Origin of the sequence: Flavobacterium columnare, from assembly GCF_014844295.1 — a bacterium.
Classification (GTDB): domain Bacteria; phylum Bacteroidota; class Bacteroidia; order Flavobacteriales; family Flavobacteriaceae; genus Flavobacterium; species Flavobacterium columnare.
On record NZ_CP054494.1, the window covers coordinates 2809321 to 2829385 of the forward strand.

Annotated in this window: 14 protein-coding genes, 6 tRNA genes and 1 pseudogene; 15 read left to right on the top strand and 6 right to left on the bottom strand. The window is 31.1% G+C overall.

Annotated features, from left to right (window positions below; all coding sequences use genetic code 11):
- Positions 1 to 36: 36 nt before the first annotated feature.
- From HUE53_RS12295 to HUE53_RS12305, 3 genes are read left to right on the top strand one after another with little or no spacing between them, the layout of a single operon-like run.
- The gene (locus HUE53_RS12295) at positions 37 to 735 is read left to right on the top strand and encodes a hypothetical protein (protein WP_014164610.1); all 699 of its coding nucleotides are present in this window, start codon (positions 37 to 39) and stop codon (positions 733 to 735) included.
- Between the two features lie 4 nt (positions 736 to 739).
- Positions 740 to 2413, top strand: coding sequence for a VWA domain-containing protein (locus tag HUE53_RS12300; RefSeq protein ID WP_192188540.1), 1674 nt, complete (start codon positions 740 to 742; stop codon positions 2411 to 2413).
- Positions 2414 to 2445: 32 nt separating this feature from the next.
- Entirely contained in the window at positions 2446 to 3024 is a 579-nt protein-coding gene (locus HUE53_RS12305) for a cob(I)yrinic acid a,c-diamide adenosyltransferase (RefSeq protein ID WP_014164608.1), read from the top strand.
- Positions 3025 to 3287: 263 nt separating this feature from the next.
- Here the strand turns inward: HUE53_RS12305 and cobN are convergent, their stop codons facing one another.
- Positions 3288 to 7022: a cobaltochelatase subunit CobN gene (gene cobN, locus HUE53_RS12310; RefSeq protein ID WP_192188541.1), complete on the bottom strand. Its 3735-nt coding sequence runs from the start codon at positions 7020 to 7022 to the stop codon at positions 3288 to 3290.
- Positions 7023 to 7086: 64 nt separating this feature from the next.
- Positions 7087 to 8124, bottom strand: coding sequence for a cobalamin biosynthesis protein CobW (gene cobW, locus HUE53_RS12315; protein WP_014164606.1), 1038 nt, complete (start codon positions 8122 to 8124; stop codon positions 7087 to 7089).
- Positions 8125 to 8629: 505 nt separating this feature from the next.
- On the opposite strand from cobW, the gene HUE53_RS12320 reads away from it, so the two are divergent.
- The 12 genes from HUE53_RS12320 (at position 8630) to HUE53_RS14600 (ending at position 14033) form a co-directional block, all read left to right on the top strand.
- On the top strand, positions 8630 to 9187 hold the full coding sequence (locus HUE53_RS12320) for a DUF6642 family protein (protein ID WP_107317798.1): 558 nt from the start codon (positions 8630 to 8632) through the stop codon (positions 9185 to 9187).
- A gap of 320 nt (positions 9188 to 9507) precedes the next feature.
- Positions 9508 to 10212 (top strand): MotA/TolQ/ExbB proton channel family protein, encoded by a 705-nt coding sequence (locus HUE53_RS12325; RefSeq protein WP_014164604.1) that lies wholly within the window; start codon positions 9508 to 9510, stop codon positions 10210 to 10212.
- 2 nt (positions 10213 to 10214) lie between these two features.
- A complete protein-coding gene (locus HUE53_RS12330; protein ID WP_014164603.1) occupies positions 10215 to 10604 on the top strand; it encodes an ExbD/TolR family protein in 390 nt (129 codons plus the stop codon).
- Between the two features lies 1 nt (position 10605).
- Positions 10606 to 11373, top strand: a complete 768-nt coding sequence (locus HUE53_RS12335) for an energy transducer TonB (protein ID WP_065213581.1) — start codon at positions 10606 to 10608, stop codon at positions 11371 to 11373.
- A 14-nt stretch (positions 11374 to 11387) separates the two neighbouring features.
- Positions 11388 to 12605 carry a bifunctional folylpolyglutamate synthase/dihydrofolate synthase gene (locus HUE53_RS12340; protein ID WP_041253164.1) on the top strand — a complete coding sequence of 406 codons (1218 nt, stop codon included), beginning with the start codon at positions 11388 to 11390 and terminating at the stop codon, positions 12603 to 12605.
- A gap of 84 nt (positions 12606 to 12689) precedes the next feature.
- Positions 12690 to 12764, top strand: a tRNA-Val gene (locus HUE53_RS12345).
- Positions 12765 to 12797: 33 nt separating this feature from the next.
- Positions 12798 to 12872 (top strand) — tRNA-Val (locus tag HUE53_RS12350).
- A 33-nt stretch (positions 12873 to 12905) separates the two neighbouring features.
- A tRNA-Val gene (locus HUE53_RS12355) sits at positions 12906 to 12980 on the top strand.
- 33 nt (positions 12981 to 13013) lie between these two features.
- Positions 13014 to 13088: transfer RNA gene (locus HUE53_RS12360), tRNA-Val, on the top strand.
- A 33-nt stretch (positions 13089 to 13121) separates the two neighbouring features.
- Positions 13122 to 13196, top strand: a tRNA-Val gene (locus HUE53_RS12365).
- 33 nt (positions 13197 to 13229) lie between these two features.
- Positions 13230 to 13304 (top strand) — tRNA-Val (locus HUE53_RS12370).
- A gap of 345 nt (positions 13305 to 13649) precedes the next feature.
- Positions 13650 to 14033 carry an IS1/IS1595 family N-terminal zinc-binding domain-containing protein gene (locus HUE53_RS14600; RefSeq protein WP_421638133.1) on the top strand — a complete coding sequence of 128 codons (384 nt, stop codon included), beginning with the start codon at positions 13650 to 13652 and terminating at the stop codon, positions 14031 to 14033.
- Between the two features lie 196 nt (positions 14034 to 14229).
- On the opposite strand, the pseudogene HUE53_RS12375 reads toward HUE53_RS14600, so the two are convergent.
- The 4 genes and pseudogenes from HUE53_RS12375 to HUE53_RS12395 all read right to left on the bottom strand — a co-directional run bounded on the left by HUE53_RS12375 (position 14230) and on the right by HUE53_RS12395 (position 20023).
- Positions 14230 to 15438 (bottom strand): annotated as a pseudogene (locus HUE53_RS12375) (IS256 family transposase).
- 466 nt (positions 15439 to 15904) lie between these two features.
- On the bottom strand, positions 15905 to 16795 hold the full coding sequence (locus HUE53_RS12385; RefSeq protein ID WP_014164597.1) for a Ppx/GppA phosphatase family protein: 891 nt from the start codon (positions 16793 to 16795) through the stop codon (positions 15905 to 15907).
- Positions 16796 to 16805: 10 nt separating this feature from the next.
- On the bottom strand, positions 16806 to 18920 hold the full coding sequence (ppk1, locus tag HUE53_RS12390) for a polyphosphate kinase 1 (protein WP_014164596.1): 2115 nt from the start codon (positions 18918 to 18920) through the stop codon (positions 16806 to 16808).
- Positions 18921 to 19237: 317 nt separating this feature from the next.
- Positions 19238 to 20023 carry a TrmH family RNA methyltransferase gene (locus HUE53_RS12395; protein WP_014164595.1) on the bottom strand — a complete coding sequence of 262 codons (786 nt, stop codon included), beginning with the start codon at positions 20021 to 20023 and terminating at the stop codon, positions 19238 to 19240.
- Positions 20024 to 20065 lie beyond the last annotated feature (42 nt).

Sequence of the window (20065 nt, forward strand, 5' to 3'; positions counted from 1 at the left end):
ATTATTAAATAAATAATAATTTTAAAAATAAAAAAAATGATAGGCTATTTATTTACAGATTCACTTTTATTAGGTATACAACACTCTTTTGAACCCGATCACATGGTAGCAGTTTCTGTATTAGCATCAGAACGAAAAAATAACAAAATAGGTCTAGGAAAACTCCTATGGCGTTCCTCCCAATGGGCTATGGGACATTCCGTATCTTTATTACTATTTAGTGCCTTTGCTCTATTGTTAAAATCTACTTTACCACTTAATCTTTCTACTTATGCTGAAATACTAGTAGGACCTGTAATGATTTGGCTAGGCATATCAGCTATTCGTCGTAATCACGAACTCAAAAAAATAATGGCTGACCATAGAGCTATTCCTGATCATGAGCATACTACCAATGTTTTACATATACATGGTAAACAAGGCGAAGAAATTTCTATGAATTTATTAAGTCGTACTTTTTGGGTAGGAATGTTACACGGATTAGCCGGTACAGGAGGTGCCTGTTCTATTGCCTTAGTTATGGCATCTAAGGATTCGTATACAGCAATAGGAATTATTATTTTACAAAGTATAGGAATTATTATTGCAATGACTACCTACAGTTGTGTTCTGACCTTTTCTGTGTCTCGTTTTATTGAAAGAAATCAAATAGCTTTCAAAATAATGAATGCTATTGTAGGTATTTTTTCTATTTTTATCGGATTTCTTTGGATTTACAACGCTATAAATGGTTAATAGTATGGAGCAAAAAAGTTTCCCTTTTACAGCTATCTCTGCACAAGATGATTTTAAATTGGCTTTACTCTTATGTATGATTGATCCCTCATTAGGAGGCGTTTTGGTTCAAGGAGATAAAGGAACAGGTAAAACAACCACTGTTCGTGCTTTACAAGGTTTAATGAAAAATATTGAACCCCATTTTCCTTTTGTCAATCTACCAATAGGAGCTACAGAAGATCGTGTTTTAGGTTCTATTCAATTAGAAACTCTCATTAACGAAAAAAGATTAGAAGTACAAAAAGGATTACTATCCAAAGCTCATCAAGGTATTTTATATATTGATGAAGTAAATTTGTTGAATGATTATTTAATGGATGTGCTATTAGATGCTTCTTCAAGTGGTGGGTATTTTTTAGAACGAGATTCTATTTCGCAGTGGCTTGATAGTAGATTTTGCTTAGTAGGCACTATGAATCCAGAAGAGGGCGATTTGCGTCCGCAATTACTCGACCGTTTTGGGTTAGCAGTTACTATAAAAACACCTACAGATAAAAAAATTCGAATGGAAATTGTAAATCGTCGTTTGAAATTTGATTTAGATTCAAACGAATTCTATCATGAATTTGAAGATCAAGAAAAACAATTAGCCAACCAAATTACAAGTGCTAGAAAACAACTTTCAAATATTCATCTCTCGGAAGAAATCAGAGAAACGATTGCGGAAAAATGTATAGCTTATCAAGTAGAAGGATTACGTGCTGATATTTTACTCATGAAAGCCAGTCGTGCTTATGCCGCTTTTAAGAATTGTACGGAAGTAACATCTGTACATTTAGAAAAAATAGCCCCTTTAGTTCTAAATCATAGAGGGAAACATTTTCCTGAAAATGATCAAACAAAAACAAATACAGAAGAAAATAATCATAAAAAGGAGGATAATCTAAATAAAAATGGAAGTAAAGGTTTAAATGACTATTTGTTACAAGCTACAAGTACAGATCAGTTTTTAAAAATTCAGATTCCCCAAAAAGAATCTCAAAAGAGAACCGTTTTTAATTCTCAAACCAATCAAAAAGAGAGTTATAATATTTTTAAAAAAAACGCAATAAGTATAAATATAGTAAATACAGTTAAAAAATATTTAACTACTCAAAAGTTTAAAATTTATTACAAGAAAGCTATCTCTGAATCTAAAATACATTTAGTATTTCTGATTGATTCCAGTAGCTCAATGATTAAAGATCAACAAATTTCTTTTATAAAAGGATTAATTTCAGAAACAGTCCATAAATTTCAGAATAAAAAAATAGTTCTTTCAGCTGTGGCATTACAAAATGGTACGGCTACAATTGTTTTAAAACTTACACAAAATATAGAAACCTTTATTGCAGAAATACAAGATCTACGATCTGGGGGGAAAACAAATTTAAAAGCAGGCTTACAGTTAGTACAACAACTTATAAAGTCTAAAAAAACAAAAGAAAAAACTCTTTTATATATAATAACAGATGGTAAAATAAATCAAGGAAAAACACAAAACCCATTTGCAGAAGCGGTTTCATATTTTAAAACCTATCTAAAAATGAACAAGAATACAACAATAATAGATACCGAAAAAGGTTTTGTAAAGTTATCATTAGCCAAAAAATTAGCTAATGAAATGAGCGTAAATTACCAAACCTTTGTTTATTAAAAATTATAGAAAATCAGAAAAAAAACAAAAAGATGAAGATATATACTAAAAAAGGAGATACAGGTAAAACAGGATTATTTGGTGGAAGTCGTGTTTATAAAGATGATGTTCGTGTAGATTGTTATGGAACATTAGATGAAGTAAATTCTACAATAGGATTATTACGTGCCAAATTAGGAGTTACACACGAATGGCAAATTAATTTGCATAAAATTCAGAAGGACATGATGGACATGATGTCTCATTTAGCACGTCCATCTGACTGTAAAAAAGTCAATCCTAATCCAAAACCAGAAGATGGACCCTCTTTTTGTGAAGCATGGATTGATGAATTAGAAGCAGCAATGACTACTAAATCGGATTATTTTTTACTTCCTGGTGGAAATGAAATTTCAGCTCTATGCCATGTAGTGCGTACACAAATACGTCGTGGCGAACGATTATTAGTAAGTTTAATGAAAGAAGATGAGGTAGATGATTATATTCCGGCTTATATCAATAGACTTTCTGATTTATTTTTTATTCTAGGGCGTGCAGAAATGGACAAAGCGGGAGTAGCAGAAGAAAAGTGGCAGTTATTCTTATATAAAAGAAAAAAACAACCTGAATAAAATAAATAAGATTATTATAGTGAAACTGCTAAAAAAGGATCCTGTTTATTTGGTTTTTTTAGTGGGGGCATTGGGAGTATTTAAAAAGTTAGAATTTAGCCTTTCGTTTGTTACTTCCAAAGGAGAGCGGTCACATAATCTAATTCAAAAAGATATAATGTTTTACATTTGAATTACATTGCGTGACTCGCTTTGTGAGATTTACTTTGGCTGTTCAATTCGTTTTTTAAGAGTTTCTAAAATTAAACCTTCAGAAAAAAATCTTATTCTGTATCTATAAAAAGATGTTGTAGTTTTTCAAGCGTTTCCGGTTTGGGATCTTTCCACATACCTCGTTGAATAGCTTCTAACATTCGTTCAGTCATATCTTTTAGAGCCCATGGATTTGCTTTTTCTATAAATTCTTTATTTTCGGGATTAAATAAATATTCTTGTGTAATTCCTTCGTACATGAAATCGTCAATCATATCAGTAGTAGCATCATAGGCAAAGAGATAGTCCATTGTTGCAGCCATTTCAAAAGCACCTTTATAACCATGTCGTTTTACACCTTCAATCCATTTTGGATTTATGACACGTGAACGATATACTTTTAGTAATTCTTCTTTAAGCGTTTTGACTTTTGGATTATCAGGACGCGAATGATCTCCAAAATAGACCTTTGGTTGCTTGCCACTAATTGTTTGTACGGCATTAGTCAAACCACCTTGAAACTGATAATAATCATCAGAATCTAAAAGGTCATGTTCTCTATTATCTTGATTGTGCATTACAATTTGAATATCAGATAAGCGTTGTTCAAAAACTTCATGAGCTGATTCTCCTATTCTGTCGCTACCATAAGCATAACCGCTCCATTGCATATATACTTTTGCCAAATCTTCTTTAGTTTGCCAGTTTTTTTCATCAATAACAGCTTGTAATCCTGCTCCGTATGCCCCAGGTTTAGATCCAAACACACGAAATAAGGCTCTTTTATGAGCTTTATCATGAGTAATTCCTTTTGTTATCCACTCTTCTTTTTCTTTTAAAAAACGTTTTCTAATAGGATTTATTTCAGGATCTTCATCTAAGTGTGCTAGTCGTTCAACGACCTTATTAAATAACGAAATTACATCAGGAAAGGCATCTCTAAAAAAGCCAGAAATACGAAGTATTACATCTACTCTTGGTCGTTTGAGTATCAAAGGTGAAATAATTTCGAAATCAATAACTCTTCTGTTAGCTCCTTCCCAAATAGGTTTAACCCCCATTAAAGAAAAGGCTTGTGCAATATCATCTCCTCCTGTTCGCATGGTAGAAGTTCCCCAAACCGAGAGTCCTATTGTTTCTGGATATTCCCCGTTTTCTTGGAGGTAGCGTTCAATAATTAAATGGGCACTTTTTACGCCTAATGTATACGCTGTTGGTGAAGGAATGGTACGTACATCTACTGAATAAAAATTTCTACCAGTGGGCAATACGTCTAAACGGCCTCTTGTAGGAGCTCCTGAGCTTCCAGAAGGAACGTATTTGCCATTTAATCCTGTTATTAAATTAGTAATTTCATTAGTCGTTTGTTGAATTTTAGGATAGGTAGTATTAATTATAAATTGAAGGACTTCATCAAAATGTAAATATCCTGTTTTTTTTCTATCTAATAAAAATTGCGATAGATAAGTACGTGAAATTAATTCTAGTTGTTCTATAGCATCTCCAATAGTTCTGCAATGTACTTGATGAATTTCTTTTTTAAAAGAATCCGCATAATTGCATTCTAAAGGATTAAAATCTAATTCTAAATCAATAGCTAAAGCTTGGGTTATACCTTTTGTTGTTCCTGAAGGCAAACGATGTAGGGCAATAAGCAAATCTAACAATTGATTATTTTTAGGAACTTCCCCAAAAATATGTAAACCATCTCTAATTTGTGCTTCTTTTAAATCACATAAATAGCCATCTAGTTTTACTAATAATTGATCTATGTCATCTACAGAAGTTTTTAAGTCAGTGTCTAAATGTGCTTCTTGAACTAAAGCTTTAATTTGCTTTTTTAGTAATGCAGTACGTTTATTATCCAGTGTAAAAGCTTCGTAATATTCATCTATAAGGTGTTCTAATCTTGTTAAAACGCCATAATTTTCAGCACGTGTCATAGGAGGAATGAGATGATCTAAAATTACAGCTTGGTTTCTTCGTTTGGCTTGTGTTCCTTCGCCAGGATCATTAACAATAAAGGGATAAAAATGCGGAATGGCATTTAATAATACTCTAGGATAACAACTTTCTTTACTTAATGCTATACTTTTACCTGGTAGCCATTCTAAGTTTCCATGCTTTCCAACATGTACAATGGCATCCGCTTTAAAAATACTATTTACCCAAAAATAATAAGCTAAATAATTATACGTTGGAGGTAAATCAGGTGAATGATAAATAGCTTTTTCATCTTGATTATAACCTCTTGCAGGCTGAATACTTATAAAAATATTTCCTAATAAAAAACCTGGAATAGCAAATTGTTTATTATTGCAAAATGGAGAATCTTCTGGTTTTCCCCATTGTTTTTCAAGTTGTGTTTTTAAATAAGGAGAAAAAGATTCATATTCTTCATAGAAATCTTCTAATTTTAATGAAACCTGAAACGGACGAGCTTGTGTGGTATCTATATCATTCGTTATATAGTGTGTAATCAATTGAATTAATTCGTTACTCGAATTAGGAATAAAGTTACCTAAATCATATCCATTTTCTTTAAGAGCTTGTATAATTCTTACCATGCTTTCTGGCGTGTCAAGTCCAACCCCGTTAGCCAAACGACTGTCTTTATTGGGATAATTAGGCATGATTAGAGCCACTTTTTTTTCTGAATTTATTATATTTTGTAATTTATACCAACGAATTGCAAAATCCACTACAAAATCGACTCCCTCTGGATGTGTTTCATATTTCAAAATATCTGAATCAGTAATAGCATCTTTACCTAAAGGGGTTTTAAAAGAAATAGCTGTAGTAATGATTCGCCCATCTAATTCAGGTAATGCAGCATTTATGGCTACATCAGTAGGAGGTAAGCCAAATAAATTATTGTCCCAAATAGTTTTAGTACAAGAAGCAAAAATGGCTTGAATAACAGGTATGTTTAATTTTTGAAAAATAAAGCCATTGTCATTTTCTGTTACGTTTTTTATTGAAAAACTAGTGGTGTTAATAATCGAACTTAACTGACAATTTTTAGATTGAGTTAGTAATTCATATAATTCATCAGTTGTATTTTTGTCTCTTAGATTATTAACAAAAGCAATAATCGGGAATATGTTTTTTTGTTGTAATTGTTTATAAATAGCATAGACAGGCTCTAAATTATCGGCTAAATAATGTGATTTATAGACTAAGATTATGGTGTTAAATACACAATTAGAAGCTTGCTCTTTAGTTAATATACCTGTTTTTAAATCGTACAAAAATAAATCAGGTATACGTTGAGGTTCTTTATAAACCAATTCTTTTGCTCCAAAAAAATGATGAAAAAGAAAACGTAATAGTTCTATTAAATTGTTTTTTCCTCCAGCACAAAAATACTTCCAAACTAAATCTGAAATGGAGAAATCAATATTTGATAGGTTCATTAATTCAATATCAGGTACATCATAACCGGACAAAAAAAGAATAGGAATGTTTTTTTTTCGACATTCTAATTCAAGTGATTCTATTAAATAAGGATAATAACTAACACCTCCTAATAGTCTACATATTACAAGTTTTGATTCTCCTACTACTTCTTCAACATATTTGTCTATTGTTAACTCTTGTTTTAAATAAGTAAGATTAGTCATTCGTAAAGAAGGGAGTCCCTGTTTATTAAGACTCTGCATACATTCCTTATAAGCAGTATTTAAAGAATGTATTTCCGTATCTGCAGCAGATAAAAAAAGAATATCGCCTTTGGATTGTTCTATATAAAAAACGCCGTCCTCATTAGGATTCCAGCCGCCAGGAATGGTAGGTATTAAGTGCATTTGTAGTATTCAAAATTAAAAAATGGATAATTAATTCGAGTTAATTATCCATTCAAATATACTTTTAATTTAATCTTTCATTTATAATTTGTTGCAAATTTTTATGTTTTAATTCATCTCCAATGATAACTAGACTTGTCGTTCGGGGTTCGTTTTCTTTCCATTTACGATCAAAATAGCTTTCAAAACGAGTAGAAACGCCTTGCAAAACCATGCGCATAGATTTTTCGGGTACATTTATAAAACCTTTAATTCTATAAATTTCATACTCTTTGATGATTTCTTTTAAAGTATTAATTAAAGTTTCTGGTGTATGATTTGCCGTAATTTTTACAACCACAGAATCAATATGATCATCGTGGTCATGTTCGTGGCCATGAGCATGATCTTCTTCGTGGTGTGAGTGTCGGCTTTCTAAATCATTTTCTGCTTGTGCACCCACTCCTAGTAAAATATCAGAGGATATTACGCCTTTATTAGCACTTACTATTTTTACATTGGGTCTAATTTTGTTTGTAATGATAGATTGTACTTCTTCAAATTGCGTTTGATCTAGCAAATCTTTTTTAGTCATTACAATTAAATCTGCACATGATAACTGATCTTCAAATAATTCTTCAATTGGCGTTTCATGATCTAATGAATCATCTGCTAGACGTTGAGCATCAACTCTAGCACGATCGCAAATTTCGCCCGTTGCTTGTCCTACAGCGTCAACCACAGTTACTACGGCATCTACCGTAATTTGTGGTTTTAATTCAGGCCAATTAAAAGCATGTAAAAGAGGTTTGGGTAAAGCAAGTCCTGATGTTTCAATTAGTATATGATCTATCGAATCTTTTCGTTCCATTAGTTCTAACATAACAGGTAAAAATTCGTCTTGTACAGTACAACAAACACAACCGTTATTTAGTTCTAAAATGTCTTCTTCAAAACTGCAACATGATTTTAGTAATTCGCCATCTATTCCCATTTCACCAAATTCATTTACAATAACGGCCAATCGTTTTCCATTATTATTTTCTAATAAGTTGCGAATAATTGTAGTTTTTCCTGATCCTAGGAACCCCGTTATTATCGTTACAGGAATTTTATTTGTCATAATAGCTTTATTTTTTTATTGGTTAAAAATAGTATATCTGTAAGAAAAAAGTAAAAATAGTTGAAGTTATTTTTATTTTATCCCAGATTATGCCTTAGCCTTTGTGATGAAAACTATAAAGGGAAAAGAAGATAAAAATACATGGAAATTTTTTCAAAGATTGTAGTGTTATCACATTGAGTATAAAAGAGGGTCCTCTTTTATACTCAATGGCATTTTATCTCTAATAAATTTATAATACGTAATCTGAGGTTAAGAGTAAAAGAATAGGTAATAAGGGCATAAAAAATAAACTTTTATCTTTAGGATAAGACTAATAAAAGCAAAAAATAACAATCCCTTTTTCATCTAATTATAACTTCAGGGAATGAAACAAAAATAAATGGATGTAAATTCTTTCAACTATTTTACGATTTAGATAACTTTGCGTTTTTTATAAAAAAATTAAAACTTAAAAAAATCAATTCTTGGAATACGTTTTAAAAAACACATAGAATTAAGAAAGATGCCAGAAAATCACCACATCTATTGTTTAGAATCAGTTGCAGATGTAACAGAAGAAAAACCAAGTGTTATTTTAACTTCATTAGAAAATTTAGCTTTTCAATACAAAATAACAAATATTTATAAAACTTTTGATTGTATAGAAGGATTTGAAGAAAGTATTAGCACCTTACTATACGAAGATAGATTTTTTAAAAATTACTCCATTATTTATTTAGTAATCCAAGGGAAAAGAAATGCTCTTCAAATTGATAATTATTATTACAGTTTTGAGGAAATAGCTGAGTTTTTTGAAGGGAAACTAAAGGGCAAAATCATCCATTTTGCAAATACTTTTCCTTTAGATTTAGAAGAAGAAACTTTTCAATACTTTTTAGATACTACAGGAGCCAAAGCTCTTTCAGGATATATTAATCGTGTGCCGATATTAAGTACCATGTTAGATAATTTATATTTTTCACTCAGTGAGGAAATAGATAATGTGGTTGATTTGACAGAGACTCTGTTTGAAAAACAATATTCTCTTTGTCAATCGTTAGGTTTTAGAATGTATTATTGAACCCATCTGAAGTAAATCCAGTAAAAAAAGTTCTTAAAATGTTGAAGAGTATCATAATTATATGATGTATAAAAAATAACTGAATACGATACAAAATAAAAGGTATTAAAATTTAAATCTACTTTTAAAATAAAGTTATTTAAAATACACATTATGAGTATTTTATAGAACATCTATTAAATATTTTCTAAAAGATAATTAAGCTTATTTTGCGTTCTTATAAATAGAGTCTTTAGAATCATTTTTAACTTTAAATCAAAATTCTACTATATTTACCAAACAATTATTTCAAAATAAAACCGTTTAAAATAAAAAAGGATATGAGTTTATTTCTTCAAGTGGATTCACTTGCCACAAATGTTAATCAAGCTAATGAAGGAAATGTGCCAGTAGAAAAAACTTTGTCTATATGGGCGTTATTAACTTCAGGAGGATTGGTTGGTCAAATGATCATGTTGTCTTTATTTATCATGTTGTTTTTTGCATTGTATTTGTATTTTGAACGACTTATGGCTATTAATAAAGCTTCTAAAATAGACGATAAGTTTATGTTACTAATAAAAGATCATATTGGGAATGGTAAATTAGATGCTGCAAAATTATTATGTATAGCAACTGATTCTCCAGTGGCTCGATTGATTGAAAAAGGCATTTCAAGAATTGGTAATCGCCTAGAAGATATTAATACCGCTATAGAAAATGCTGGAAAATTAGAAGTCTATAAATTAGAAAAAAACGTAAGTATGTTAGCAACACTTTCAGGAGCAGGTCCCATGACAGGTTTTTTAGGAACAGTTGTAGGAATGGTGATGGCTTTCCATAAAATGGCAAGTGGAGGCGGACAGATAGAAGTAGGTATGCTAGCAGAGGGTATTTATACCGCTATGATGACAACGGTTGTTGGTTTGATAGTAGGCTTAATAGCTTATGTAGGATATAATCATTTAGTTGTAAAAACAGATAAAGTCGTACATCAAATGGAATTAAACGCAGTTGAGTTTTTAGATTTATTAAATGAACGATAGATATGAACTTACGAGGAAGAAATAAAGTTTCAGCAGAATTTAATATGTCATCTATGACAGATATTGTTTTCTTATTGTTGATATTCTTTATGTTAACATCTACTATGGTTACTACAAATGCTTTGGACTTGGTTTTGCCAAAAGCAAAAGGAAAGACGGATAATAACAAAAGTATATCAGTAAGTATAGATAAAAACAAAAAGTATTATATAAACGAGCAAACGGTTGCTGAAAATGAGATTGAAACTAAATTGTTAACAATTCTTGGTAAAGAAAACCAATCACTCATACTTCGGGTAGCCGAAGGAGTACCTATAGAAAAAGCGGTTTATGTTATGGATATAGCCAATCGTAATCATATAAAAATTGTTTTAGCTGTAAGACCTAAATAATATGTTATTTTTAGAAACACCAGAAGAAAAAAAATCATTTGCCATTACTACGGCAATTTTTGCTATTTTACTCTTTTTGTTTCTGTTTTTTGGATTGACCTATATAGATCCTCCTCCTGAAAATGGAATAACAATTAATTTTGGAACAACCCAATTAGGGCAGGGGCAAATACAGCCTGAAAAAAGGGTAGCCTCTTCGCCTCAACCTAAGATAGAAAAATCAACTCCTATAAATCAACAAGAAGAGGTTTTAAATGATGATTCAAGTAATTCTCTGGTTATAAAAAACAAGGGAGTTAAACAAATGCCTGAGAATAAAGAAGAATCTAAAAAACCTAGTAGATCTACAGATGATGCTTTGTCAAGTTTGATTAATGGTCCTAAAGTAACAGGTGCTAATGGAAGTCATGGCAATGATGAAGTGCCTGGAGATAAAGGCGATCCAAATGGAAATAGATATGCTAATTCATTCTATGGTTCAGGTACTGGAATGGGAGGATCAGGTTGGGGATTAAAAGGAAGAACCCTTGCTTCTAAATCACGAAAAGTACAAGATTGTAATGAAACAGGAAGGGTAGTTGTACAGGTTACTGTAAATAGAAGCGGTCAGGTAGTAGTTGCTAATTATATAAAAGGAACAACAAATACACATCCTTGTTTAGTTAACCCAGCTTTAGAAGCAGCAAGAGCATTTAAATGGCATGCTGATCAACAAGCACCTGAAAAACAAATAGGTTTTATAGTTTTTAATTTTGACGTGGGGCAATAGTTCTCCAATTTTTTATGACATATCAAGAAACGATTCAGTGGATGTTTGCACAGCTTCCTATGTATCAACAACAAGGGGCTACTGCTTATAAAAAGGATTTGACAAACACCATATTGCTAACAGCTCATTTAGGAAATCCTGAACACAAAATTAAAACCATTCATGTAGCAGGAACTAATGGTAAAGGATCAACCTCTTCTATGTTAGCATCAATTTTACAAGAAGCAGGTTATAAAGTAGGGTTATACACTTCTCCTCATTTAAAAGATTATAGAGAACGGATTCGAATAAATGGTAATTTGATATCCGAAGAATATGTGGTAGAATTTATTAAAACAAATAAATCTTTTTTAGAGCAACATCATTTGAGCTTTTTTGAAATGACAGTTGGTTTAGCTTTCCAATATTTTGCCGATCATAAGGTGGATGTTGCCATTATAGAAGTAGGTTTAGGCGGTCGATTAGACTCTACTAACATAATTATCCCTTTGGTTTCTATTATAACTAATATAGGTTGGGATCATACACAGTTTTTAGGAAATACTTTGGTTTCTATAGCTTTAGAAAAAGCGGGGATTATAAAAAAGGGGGTACCCGTAGTAATAGGGGAATATTTACCAGAAACCCAAGTTGTTTTTTTAGATAAAGCAAAAGAGACACATTCAGATATTTATTTTGCTTCAGATCGAATGTTTAAAGAATATACTTGTACCTTATTAGGAGATTATCAAAAACACAACAAAAAAACAGTTTTACAAACGATTGAAATTCTCCAAAAGTATTTTAGTATTACAGAAGAACAGTTAGAAAAAGGATTATTAAATGTAGTCCAAAATACAGGCTTATTAGGACGTTGGCAGCAGTTGGATTCGTCTCCTAAAATTATTTGCGATACAGCTCATAATAGTCATGGTTTAAAAATTGTACTGAATCAGATTCAGAATGAAACCTATAATCAATTGTTTTTTGTTTTAGGAGTAGTTAATGATAAAGATTTAGACGATATTTTACCTCTTTTTCCTAAAGAAGCATATTATATTTTTACAAAGCCTAGTGTACCACGTGGTTTGGAAGCGGAAAAATTAAAAAAGATAGCTGAGTCTTATGGCTTAGTGCGTAATGAGATAGTTTGTTCTGTTTCAGAATCTTATAAACGTGTTAAGGAATTAGCAAACCCTAAAGATTTTGTTTATATAGGAGGGAGTACGTTTGTAGTAGCAGAAATTGTATAATTTTCTTTATTTTTTATTGTTTTACAAAAAAACTATCTTATATTTGCACCCACAATAACGGAGGGTATACTTCTTAAAGTTATTGGGCGATTAGCTCAGCTGGTTCAGAGCACCTCGTTTACACCGAGGGGGTCAGGGGTTCGAATCCCTTATCGCCCACAGAAGTCAAAAGACAACGTTCAAAAATTTATCGGGCGATTAGCTCAGCTGGTTCAGAGCACCTCGTTTACACCGAGGGGGTCAGGGGTTCGAATCCCTTATCGCCCACAGAAGTCAAAAGACAACGTTCAAAAATTTATCGGGCGATTAGCTCAGCTGGTTCAGAGCACCTCGTTTACACCGAGGGGGTCAGGGGTTCGAATCCCTTATCGCCCACAGAAGTCAAAAGACAACGTTCAAAAATTTATCGGGCGATTAGCTCAGCTGGTTCAGAGCACCTCGTTTACACCGAGGGGGTCAGGGGTTCGAATCCCTTATCGCCCACAGAAGTCAAAAGACAACGTTCAAAAATTTATCGGGCGATTAGCTCAGCTGGTTCAGAGCACCTCGTTTACACCGAGGGGGTCAGGGGTTCGAATCCCTTATCGCCCACAGAAGTCAAAAGACAACGTTCAAAAATTTATCGGGCGATTAGCTCAGCTGGTTCAGAGCACCTCGTTTACACCGAGGGGGTCAGGGGTTCGAATCCCTTATCGCCCACAAAAGTCGAAAAAGACAATCTCTAATTTGGGTTGATTAGCCTATTTATTTTCTATATTAAAGGTATTCCACCATATCCTTTTTTAATAAGCAAAATGTTTTTTGATTATTTTTAAAACCTAATAAAACTTGTAATAGATTAAGTTTAAAAGTTGTGTTTACTTAGGTAAAAACCGATTTTCTTAAAGACGGTAAAAAGAATAAAATCCGTCGGATTTCGAATAAACTTACTCGTTATAAAATCTAGGTTTAATAGTCAAAAATAGTTGGTAAAATAGCAGTTAGGCATTATAAAATATGAAGTTTCGAAGAGTTTATTGAAACGAATTTCAATAAACTTTTTTTATTTATGAAAAACTCAAAAAAAAGCGATGTCCAACTTGTAAAAGTCTAGAAACTATAAAATGGGGAATTGAACAAAACAAACAACGATTTAAGTGTAAGTATTGTCGACAATTATTTACTAGTAGCAATAAATCTGTTTCAGATTCTAATAAAGAAATTTGGTTTAAAAATTGGATAATTGGCAAAGATACTTTTAACAAAATTTCACAAGAATCAGGATATAGTATAAGTACTTTACAAGGCTACTTCTATACGATGCTAAACAAATCTCCTGTGTTAGAGTTTAGTTCAGCTGATGAGATTTACTTAGTTCTAGATGGTACTTATTTTCCAAACGATATTTGTTTAGTTGTATATAGAAACTTTCATTTAAAGCTAACATAACTTTACAGAATAAGCAATGGAGAACATTTTGAGGAAATAACCGAAGACTTACAGAATCTATTAAAGCTTGGGATAACAATAAAAAGTATTACTTCTGATGGTGATAAATCTTCCATAAAATCCATTAAAAAAGTTTGTCCAAAAGTGCCTTTTCAAAGATGTTTAGTTCATATATCACGAATGTGTAGAATATGGCTTACAGCAAATCCAAATGTAAGCTTCCCCAAAAACAGCTACGATTAAAAGTATAATTTTTTAATTCCTCTATATCTCTAAAAGCACTTACTGGATACTTGTATGTTTTATATTCTTTTTCCAATGCTACCGAACCCATTAAAGCAATAACTGAAGACACGTTCGGCATGGCTCCTCTCATTTTCAAAACACGCTTGTAATCTCTGTTCAACCGTTCAATCCAGTTGGTCGAATAAACCATTCTTTGAATTTGTGGCGGATAATCTAAATAAGTAAAATAAGCTATATTTCGCTCATTTTTGAAACTTTTTATGCTTGGATATTTACTTTCCCTCTTTTTAACAAAATTAATTAATTTTTCAAATGAAGCAATTGGTGTTGTGCTTTTTGTTTCTACTTGGTATATTTCCTTTAATTCTATTGCTATTTCTACTCGTTTTGTTCGTGGAAAAATAGCTAATATATTTCGTTTAAAATGAACCACACAGAGTTGATGTTTGGCATTAGGGAAGACTTTTGCACTAGCGTTTTCAATAGATGTTAAGCCGTCAGAGACCACTAATCCAATACTTTTTACACCTCTTGTTTTTAAGCTCTCCAACTCTTGTTGCCACAATAAAGCTCCTTCTGTGGGATGATTTACAATTGTTAAAACCTCCCTTGTTTCTTCTTCTTTAATACCTAAAATTGTGAAATAGCCTTCTTTCTTAACCGAATTATCTCGCCTTGTATGAACAAAAGTAGCATCAATATAAAGTACTAAATAATGTTCTTCTAAGTCTCTTTTAAGCCATAATTCAATTTCTTTTTTACTCTCCTTCATCAAGTAACTTATCTGCTGCTTGCTGTAATCTTTACCGTAAAGTTCTTCATAAACGTCGCTTACTTGCTCTGTTGTTTAACCTTTTCTATAAAGACTAAAAATGAGTTTTCGATGCTCTTCATCCTCATTTCTTAGAACTCCAAGCAATGCTGGATAAAAGGTACCTCTTCGTGTTCTTGGTACTTTTAAAACCATTTCTTTGCCAAAACCATTAGTAGTTCTAGTTCTAAATCCATTTGCATAATCCGTAGGATTTTCTAGCGGATGCAATACTCGTTCTGACTTCATAAAGGTCTCTAAGGTCATTTGCATTAATAAATTCGTTCCATTTTCTGAATTTGCAACTTCCAATAATAATTCCGAAATTTGAGCGTGTGTAAAGTCCATAATTGTAAATTTTAATGGTTCATAATTTTAAAATTACAAAAAATTCTTTACACACTTTTTTTGTACAGTATCCAGTTTTTGTATCTAAAAGATGAAAAAATACCAAATTCGACTAACTCTTTGGAATCATTTTTTGGACACCTCAAAGGAAATTTAAATATACATCGAGGCTTAAGTTTAAAAAACAGAAAAAACTTTTTGAAATGGTATTTATACTATAAAAATCAAACTTAAAATAGGTTTTTTTAGCCATATCAATTACCGATAATTTAAAAGAGGATAGACTAAAAATCTATCCTCTTAACTATCTATGAATTATAAAACCTATTGCTGGTTGGTTGCTCCTCAGCAGAGCCAACTTCCTCTTGAATTTGACAGGGTAATATAAGCATTAAAAAATGGAAAATCACCAACTATTTTTGACCACATTACCAAAAACAATCACAACTCTTTTTGACGAATTACTTTATATTTTTTCGTAATACATTGCTTTAATAATACCATCTGAAAGACCTATTTTTGGAACGTAAATTTTATTTGCTTTACTCCATTTCATAGCATTTAAATAAATTCTAAGTGCATGTATGATTACATCTGCTCGATCTGTGTTTAATCCTAATTCTGCAATTCTTTCCTCATAGGATAATGAAGAAAGGTATTGGTACTGAGTATTTAAATAAATATAAGATAAAGGTTTGTCTTGTGGTTTACCTGATAATTTAAAAATTTTATTAATATTGCCTCCAGATCCAATTAAAGTGATTTCTTCATAGGGATCCGTAACATTTTTGATCCACTTTTCTATTTCTTCCCAGACCACATTATTTACCATTTCATTAAGTAATCGTACAGTTCCATTTTTAAATGATTTAGAAGCTATAATCTTACCTTGGCTAAACAAAGAAAATTCGGTACTTCCTCCTCCAACATCCACATATAAATAAGTTTGTTCTGTTTTTATAAATGAATGCAGATCAGAAGCAGCTATAATTGCGGCTTCTTTTTTGCCATCAATGATATCAATTTTAATTTCGGCTTTCTTTTTTATTAATTCTACTACTTCTTTGGCATTATAGGCTTCTCTCATAGCAGAAGTGGCACAAGCTTTATATTTTTCTACTTTATAAACGCCCATTAGTAGCTTGTAGGCTTTCATAGCATCTATCATCCGATTAATATTTTCCTGCGTAATTTCTCCTACTGTAAAAGCATCTTGTCCTAATCGAATGGGAACTCTAAATAAAGCACTTTTATTAAATTGAGTTTCTTTGCCATTTTGCTCTACTATATTTGTGATCAGCAATCTTACAGCATTGGATCCTATATCAATTGCTGCGTACTTTTTTATATTAATCATTTGGATTGACTTAAATTATTTCTTCTATAACTTCTATTTTATTTCTATAATACTGATAGGTTTCTAATTGTGCTCTAAAAATAGGATTATTTCCTTTTAATCTATATTTGTTATCTAGTTTTTCTGAGTGAAAACGTGCTTTTACATTACCTTTCCATCCTATATCAAAAGTATTTATCAATTCTTCTTTTATATCTTGATCATAAATAGGACATGAAACTTCCACACGTGCGTCTAAATTTCTAGTCATAAAATCGGCTGATGAAATAAAGACATCTGGATTGTTTTCGTTACAAAAAATATAAACTCTAGAATGTTCTAAATAAGCATCTACTATAGAAATTGCTTCTATATTTTCGCTCATTCCTTTAACACCAGGAATTAATGAGCAAATTCCTCTGATAATTAATTGAACTTTTACACCGGCTCTACTGGCATCATATAATTTATCTATCATTTTGTAATCTGATAAACTATTCATTTTAAGTTTTATATAAGCGGGTTTGCCTATTGATGCGTTAAGTATCTCACGATCAATTAATTTACAGAATTTAGATCTGCTATAATGAGGTGATAGGATTAGATGTTTATAGCGATGGACTTTATAATTAATTTGAAAGAATTCAAAGACTTTAACCATGTCTTTGAGTATTTTTTGATGCGCTGTAAAGAGTGTTACGTCAGTATATACTTTAGCACTGGATTCATTAAAATTACCTGTTGATATGATCCCATAGCGTTTTAATCGCCCTTTTTCATCAATTCGTTCTACATAACATATTTTACTATGAACTTTTAACCCTTTTACTCCAAAAATTAATTCTATGCCTTCAGTTTGCATTATTTCTGCATAAGAAATATTACTAGCTTCGTCAAACCGAGCTTGAAGTTCTATTTGAACAATTACTTTTTTACCATTTTTAGCAGCATTAATTAATGAACTTATGATTTGTGAATTTTTTGCTAAACGATATAAGGTAATTTTGATAGTTGTAACATACGGATCTAAAGCTGCTTCTCTAAGAAATCGTATGATATAAGAAAAAGACTGATAGGGAGCATTTATTAAATAATCTTTATGTTCAATTTGTTTTAGGATACTTCCTTCTAAGCTTAAACCTTTTACTGTTAATGGAGCATTTGCTTTGTATAGTAGATCAAATCGGCCTAGATTAGGAAAATCCATATAATCCCTACGATTATGATATCGTCCTCCTGGAATTAAACTATCTTTTGAATTTATTCCCATTTTATATAAGAAAAATTTCAAAGTATCTTTATCAATTGTTTGATCATAGACAAAGCGTACGGGTTCTCCTATTCTTCTATCTTTAACGCCTAGTGAAATTTTTTCTAAGAAACTTTTGTTTAAATCACTATCCAGCTCTAATTCAGCATCTCTAGTAATTTTGATCATGTGAGCACTGATGTTATCATAATCAAAAATGGTAAATATTTGATGAATATTATATCGTATTACATCATCTAACATAATGACATATTGTTTGTCATTATTGGAAGGTAAAACAACAAAACGATTAATTGTTTTAGGAATTTCAATTACGGCATATCTGACCTCTCTTTTTAATTTTATTTTTTGAAGCATAGAGGCTTCTTCTTTGGGTTTCATAACCATTTTAATGGCCAAATAGCCTGAAGTGTCTTTTAGTAAAGGAAATTCGTCTAAATCATTAAGTATAATCGTTACTAACTCAGGACTTACTTTTTGAATGAAGAAATTTCTAATAAACTTTTGTTGTTCTTTATTTATTTCTGTTTCATTAATGATAAAAATTCCTTCTTTTCCTAATTCTTTTTCAATAATACTGAGTATTCTAAGACTTTCTGATTGTTGTTCTATAACAGTATCTGTGATATCTTTGATTAGTTGTTGTAAAGATATTCCTCCTAAAATTTCTTCTCCTGTTTTTCCTTCTAAAGCCAATCTTCTGATAGCTGCATATCGAACTCTAAAAAATTCATCTAGATTATTTGAAAAAATCCCTAAAAATCGCAAACGATCTAATAAGGGAACCTTTTCATCAGCTGCTTCTTGTAGCACTCTAAAATTAAATGCTAACCAGCTTTTTTCTCTATCTATATATTTATTTTGATTATTTGGCATCTATGTAGTCTGTTTTTTGCAAATATTATATGGATCTATTCTAAAAATATCAGTCTTATTCCTTTTATAAACTTATAAAAGGAATAGAATTAGAATATTTTATATAATACCCTCAAATTTATTGACAAAATTTGTAATGACATCATGATCTCTAAAAAGAATTAATTGTTTAACACTATTTTTACATTAAATTTATATTTAAATAGAAATGATATAATAAATTCTAACAATATCAAATGACTTCAAATATTCTGTTATAACGTAAAAAGTTATTTTTTGTTTAAAATAGGAATAAAACTATTTTATATGTATTTTTATTATTTAAAATCGCGCTGTCTTTTAGCTTCAAAAATGAGAATGGCTGCTGCAACCGATACGTTCATGCTGTCTATAGCACCTTGCATAGGTATTATTATATTTTGAGTAGCTTGAGTTCGCCATGCTTCGCTTAGCCCTGTAGCCTCTGTACCTACTACTAGTGCTGTTGGTTTTGTGTAATCTTGTGTATGATAATTTGTTGAGTTTTGTAGTGTAGCAGCATAAAAACAAATATGATTGGTTTTTAGAAAGGCTATAATTTCATCAGTAGTACCAATAGCAATTTGATTGGTAAATAGGCATCCTACACTAGATCTAACAATATTCGGATTATAAAGATCACTTTTGGGATTTGCAATAATTACTGCATCCAGATTGGCTGCATCTGCTGTACGAAGTATAGCTCCAATATTGCCTGGTTTTTCAGGAGCTTCTGCAATTAGTATCAAGGGGTTTTTAGGCAGTTTTAAATTGGTTAATTCAAAAGATTTAGTTTTTGCAACAGCTATAATTCCTTCTGTAGTATCACGATAAGCTAATTTGTGATATACTTCTTTTGAAATTTCAATGATTTGATTGCATTCAAATTTACTTAAATCAGACGTAGGGATTATTTCTGTACAAATTAAGATAGTTTCTATTTGATAACCCCCTTTTTTAGCTAATTCTACTTCACGTATTCCTTCAATTAAAAAAGTTTCTGTTTTCTTTCTTTCCCTTGCTTTTTCTTGTAGTAAACTTAATGATTTAATGTAAGGATTTTGAATTGAGCTAATTTGTTTCATTGTATTTTTAATAAGAAACCAAAATTATCTAAAAAAACTGAG

Coding starts and splice junctions, on each gene's coding strand:
- HUE53_RS12295 (WP_014164610.1), top strand. CDS start 37: ATGATAGGCTATTTATTTACAGATTCACTTTTATTAGGTATACAACAC.
- HUE53_RS12300 (WP_192188540.1), top strand. CDS start 740: ATGGAGCAAAAAAGTTTCCCTTTTACAGCTATCTCTGCACAAGATGAT.
- HUE53_RS12305 (WP_014164608.1), top strand. CDS start 2,446: ATGAAGATATATACTAAAAAAGGAGATACAGGTAAAACAGGATTATTT.
- cobN (WP_192188541.1), bottom strand. CDS start 7,022: ATGCACTTAATACCTACCATTCCTGGCGGCTGGAATCCTAATGAGGAC.
- cobW (WP_014164606.1), bottom strand. CDS start 8,124: ATGACAAATAAAATTCCTGTAACGATAATAACGGGGTTCCTAGGATCA.
- HUE53_RS12320 (WP_107317798.1), top strand. CDS start 8,630: ATGCCAGAAAATCACCACATCTATTGTTTAGAATCAGTTGCAGATGTA.
- HUE53_RS12325 (WP_014164604.1), top strand. CDS start 9,508: ATGAGTTTATTTCTTCAAGTGGATTCACTTGCCACAAATGTTAATCAA.
- HUE53_RS12330 (WP_014164603.1), top strand. CDS start 10,215: ATGAACTTACGAGGAAGAAATAAAGTTTCAGCAGAATTTAATATGTCA.
- HUE53_RS12335 (WP_065213581.1), top strand. CDS start 10,606: ATGTTATTTTTAGAAACACCAGAAGAAAAAAAATCATTTGCCATTACT.
- HUE53_RS12340 (WP_041253164.1), top strand. CDS start 11,388: ATGACATATCAAGAAACGATTCAGTGGATGTTTGCACAGCTTCCTATG.
- HUE53_RS12385 (WP_014164597.1), bottom strand. CDS start 16,795: ATGATTAATATAAAAAAGTACGCAGCAATTGATATAGGATCCAATGCT.
- ppk1 (WP_014164596.1), bottom strand. CDS start 18,920: ATGCCAAATAATCAAAATAAATATATAGATAGAGAAAAAAGCTGGTTA.
- HUE53_RS12395 (WP_014164595.1), bottom strand. CDS start 20,023: ATGAAACAAATTAGCTCAATTCAAAATCCTTACATTAAATCATTAAGT.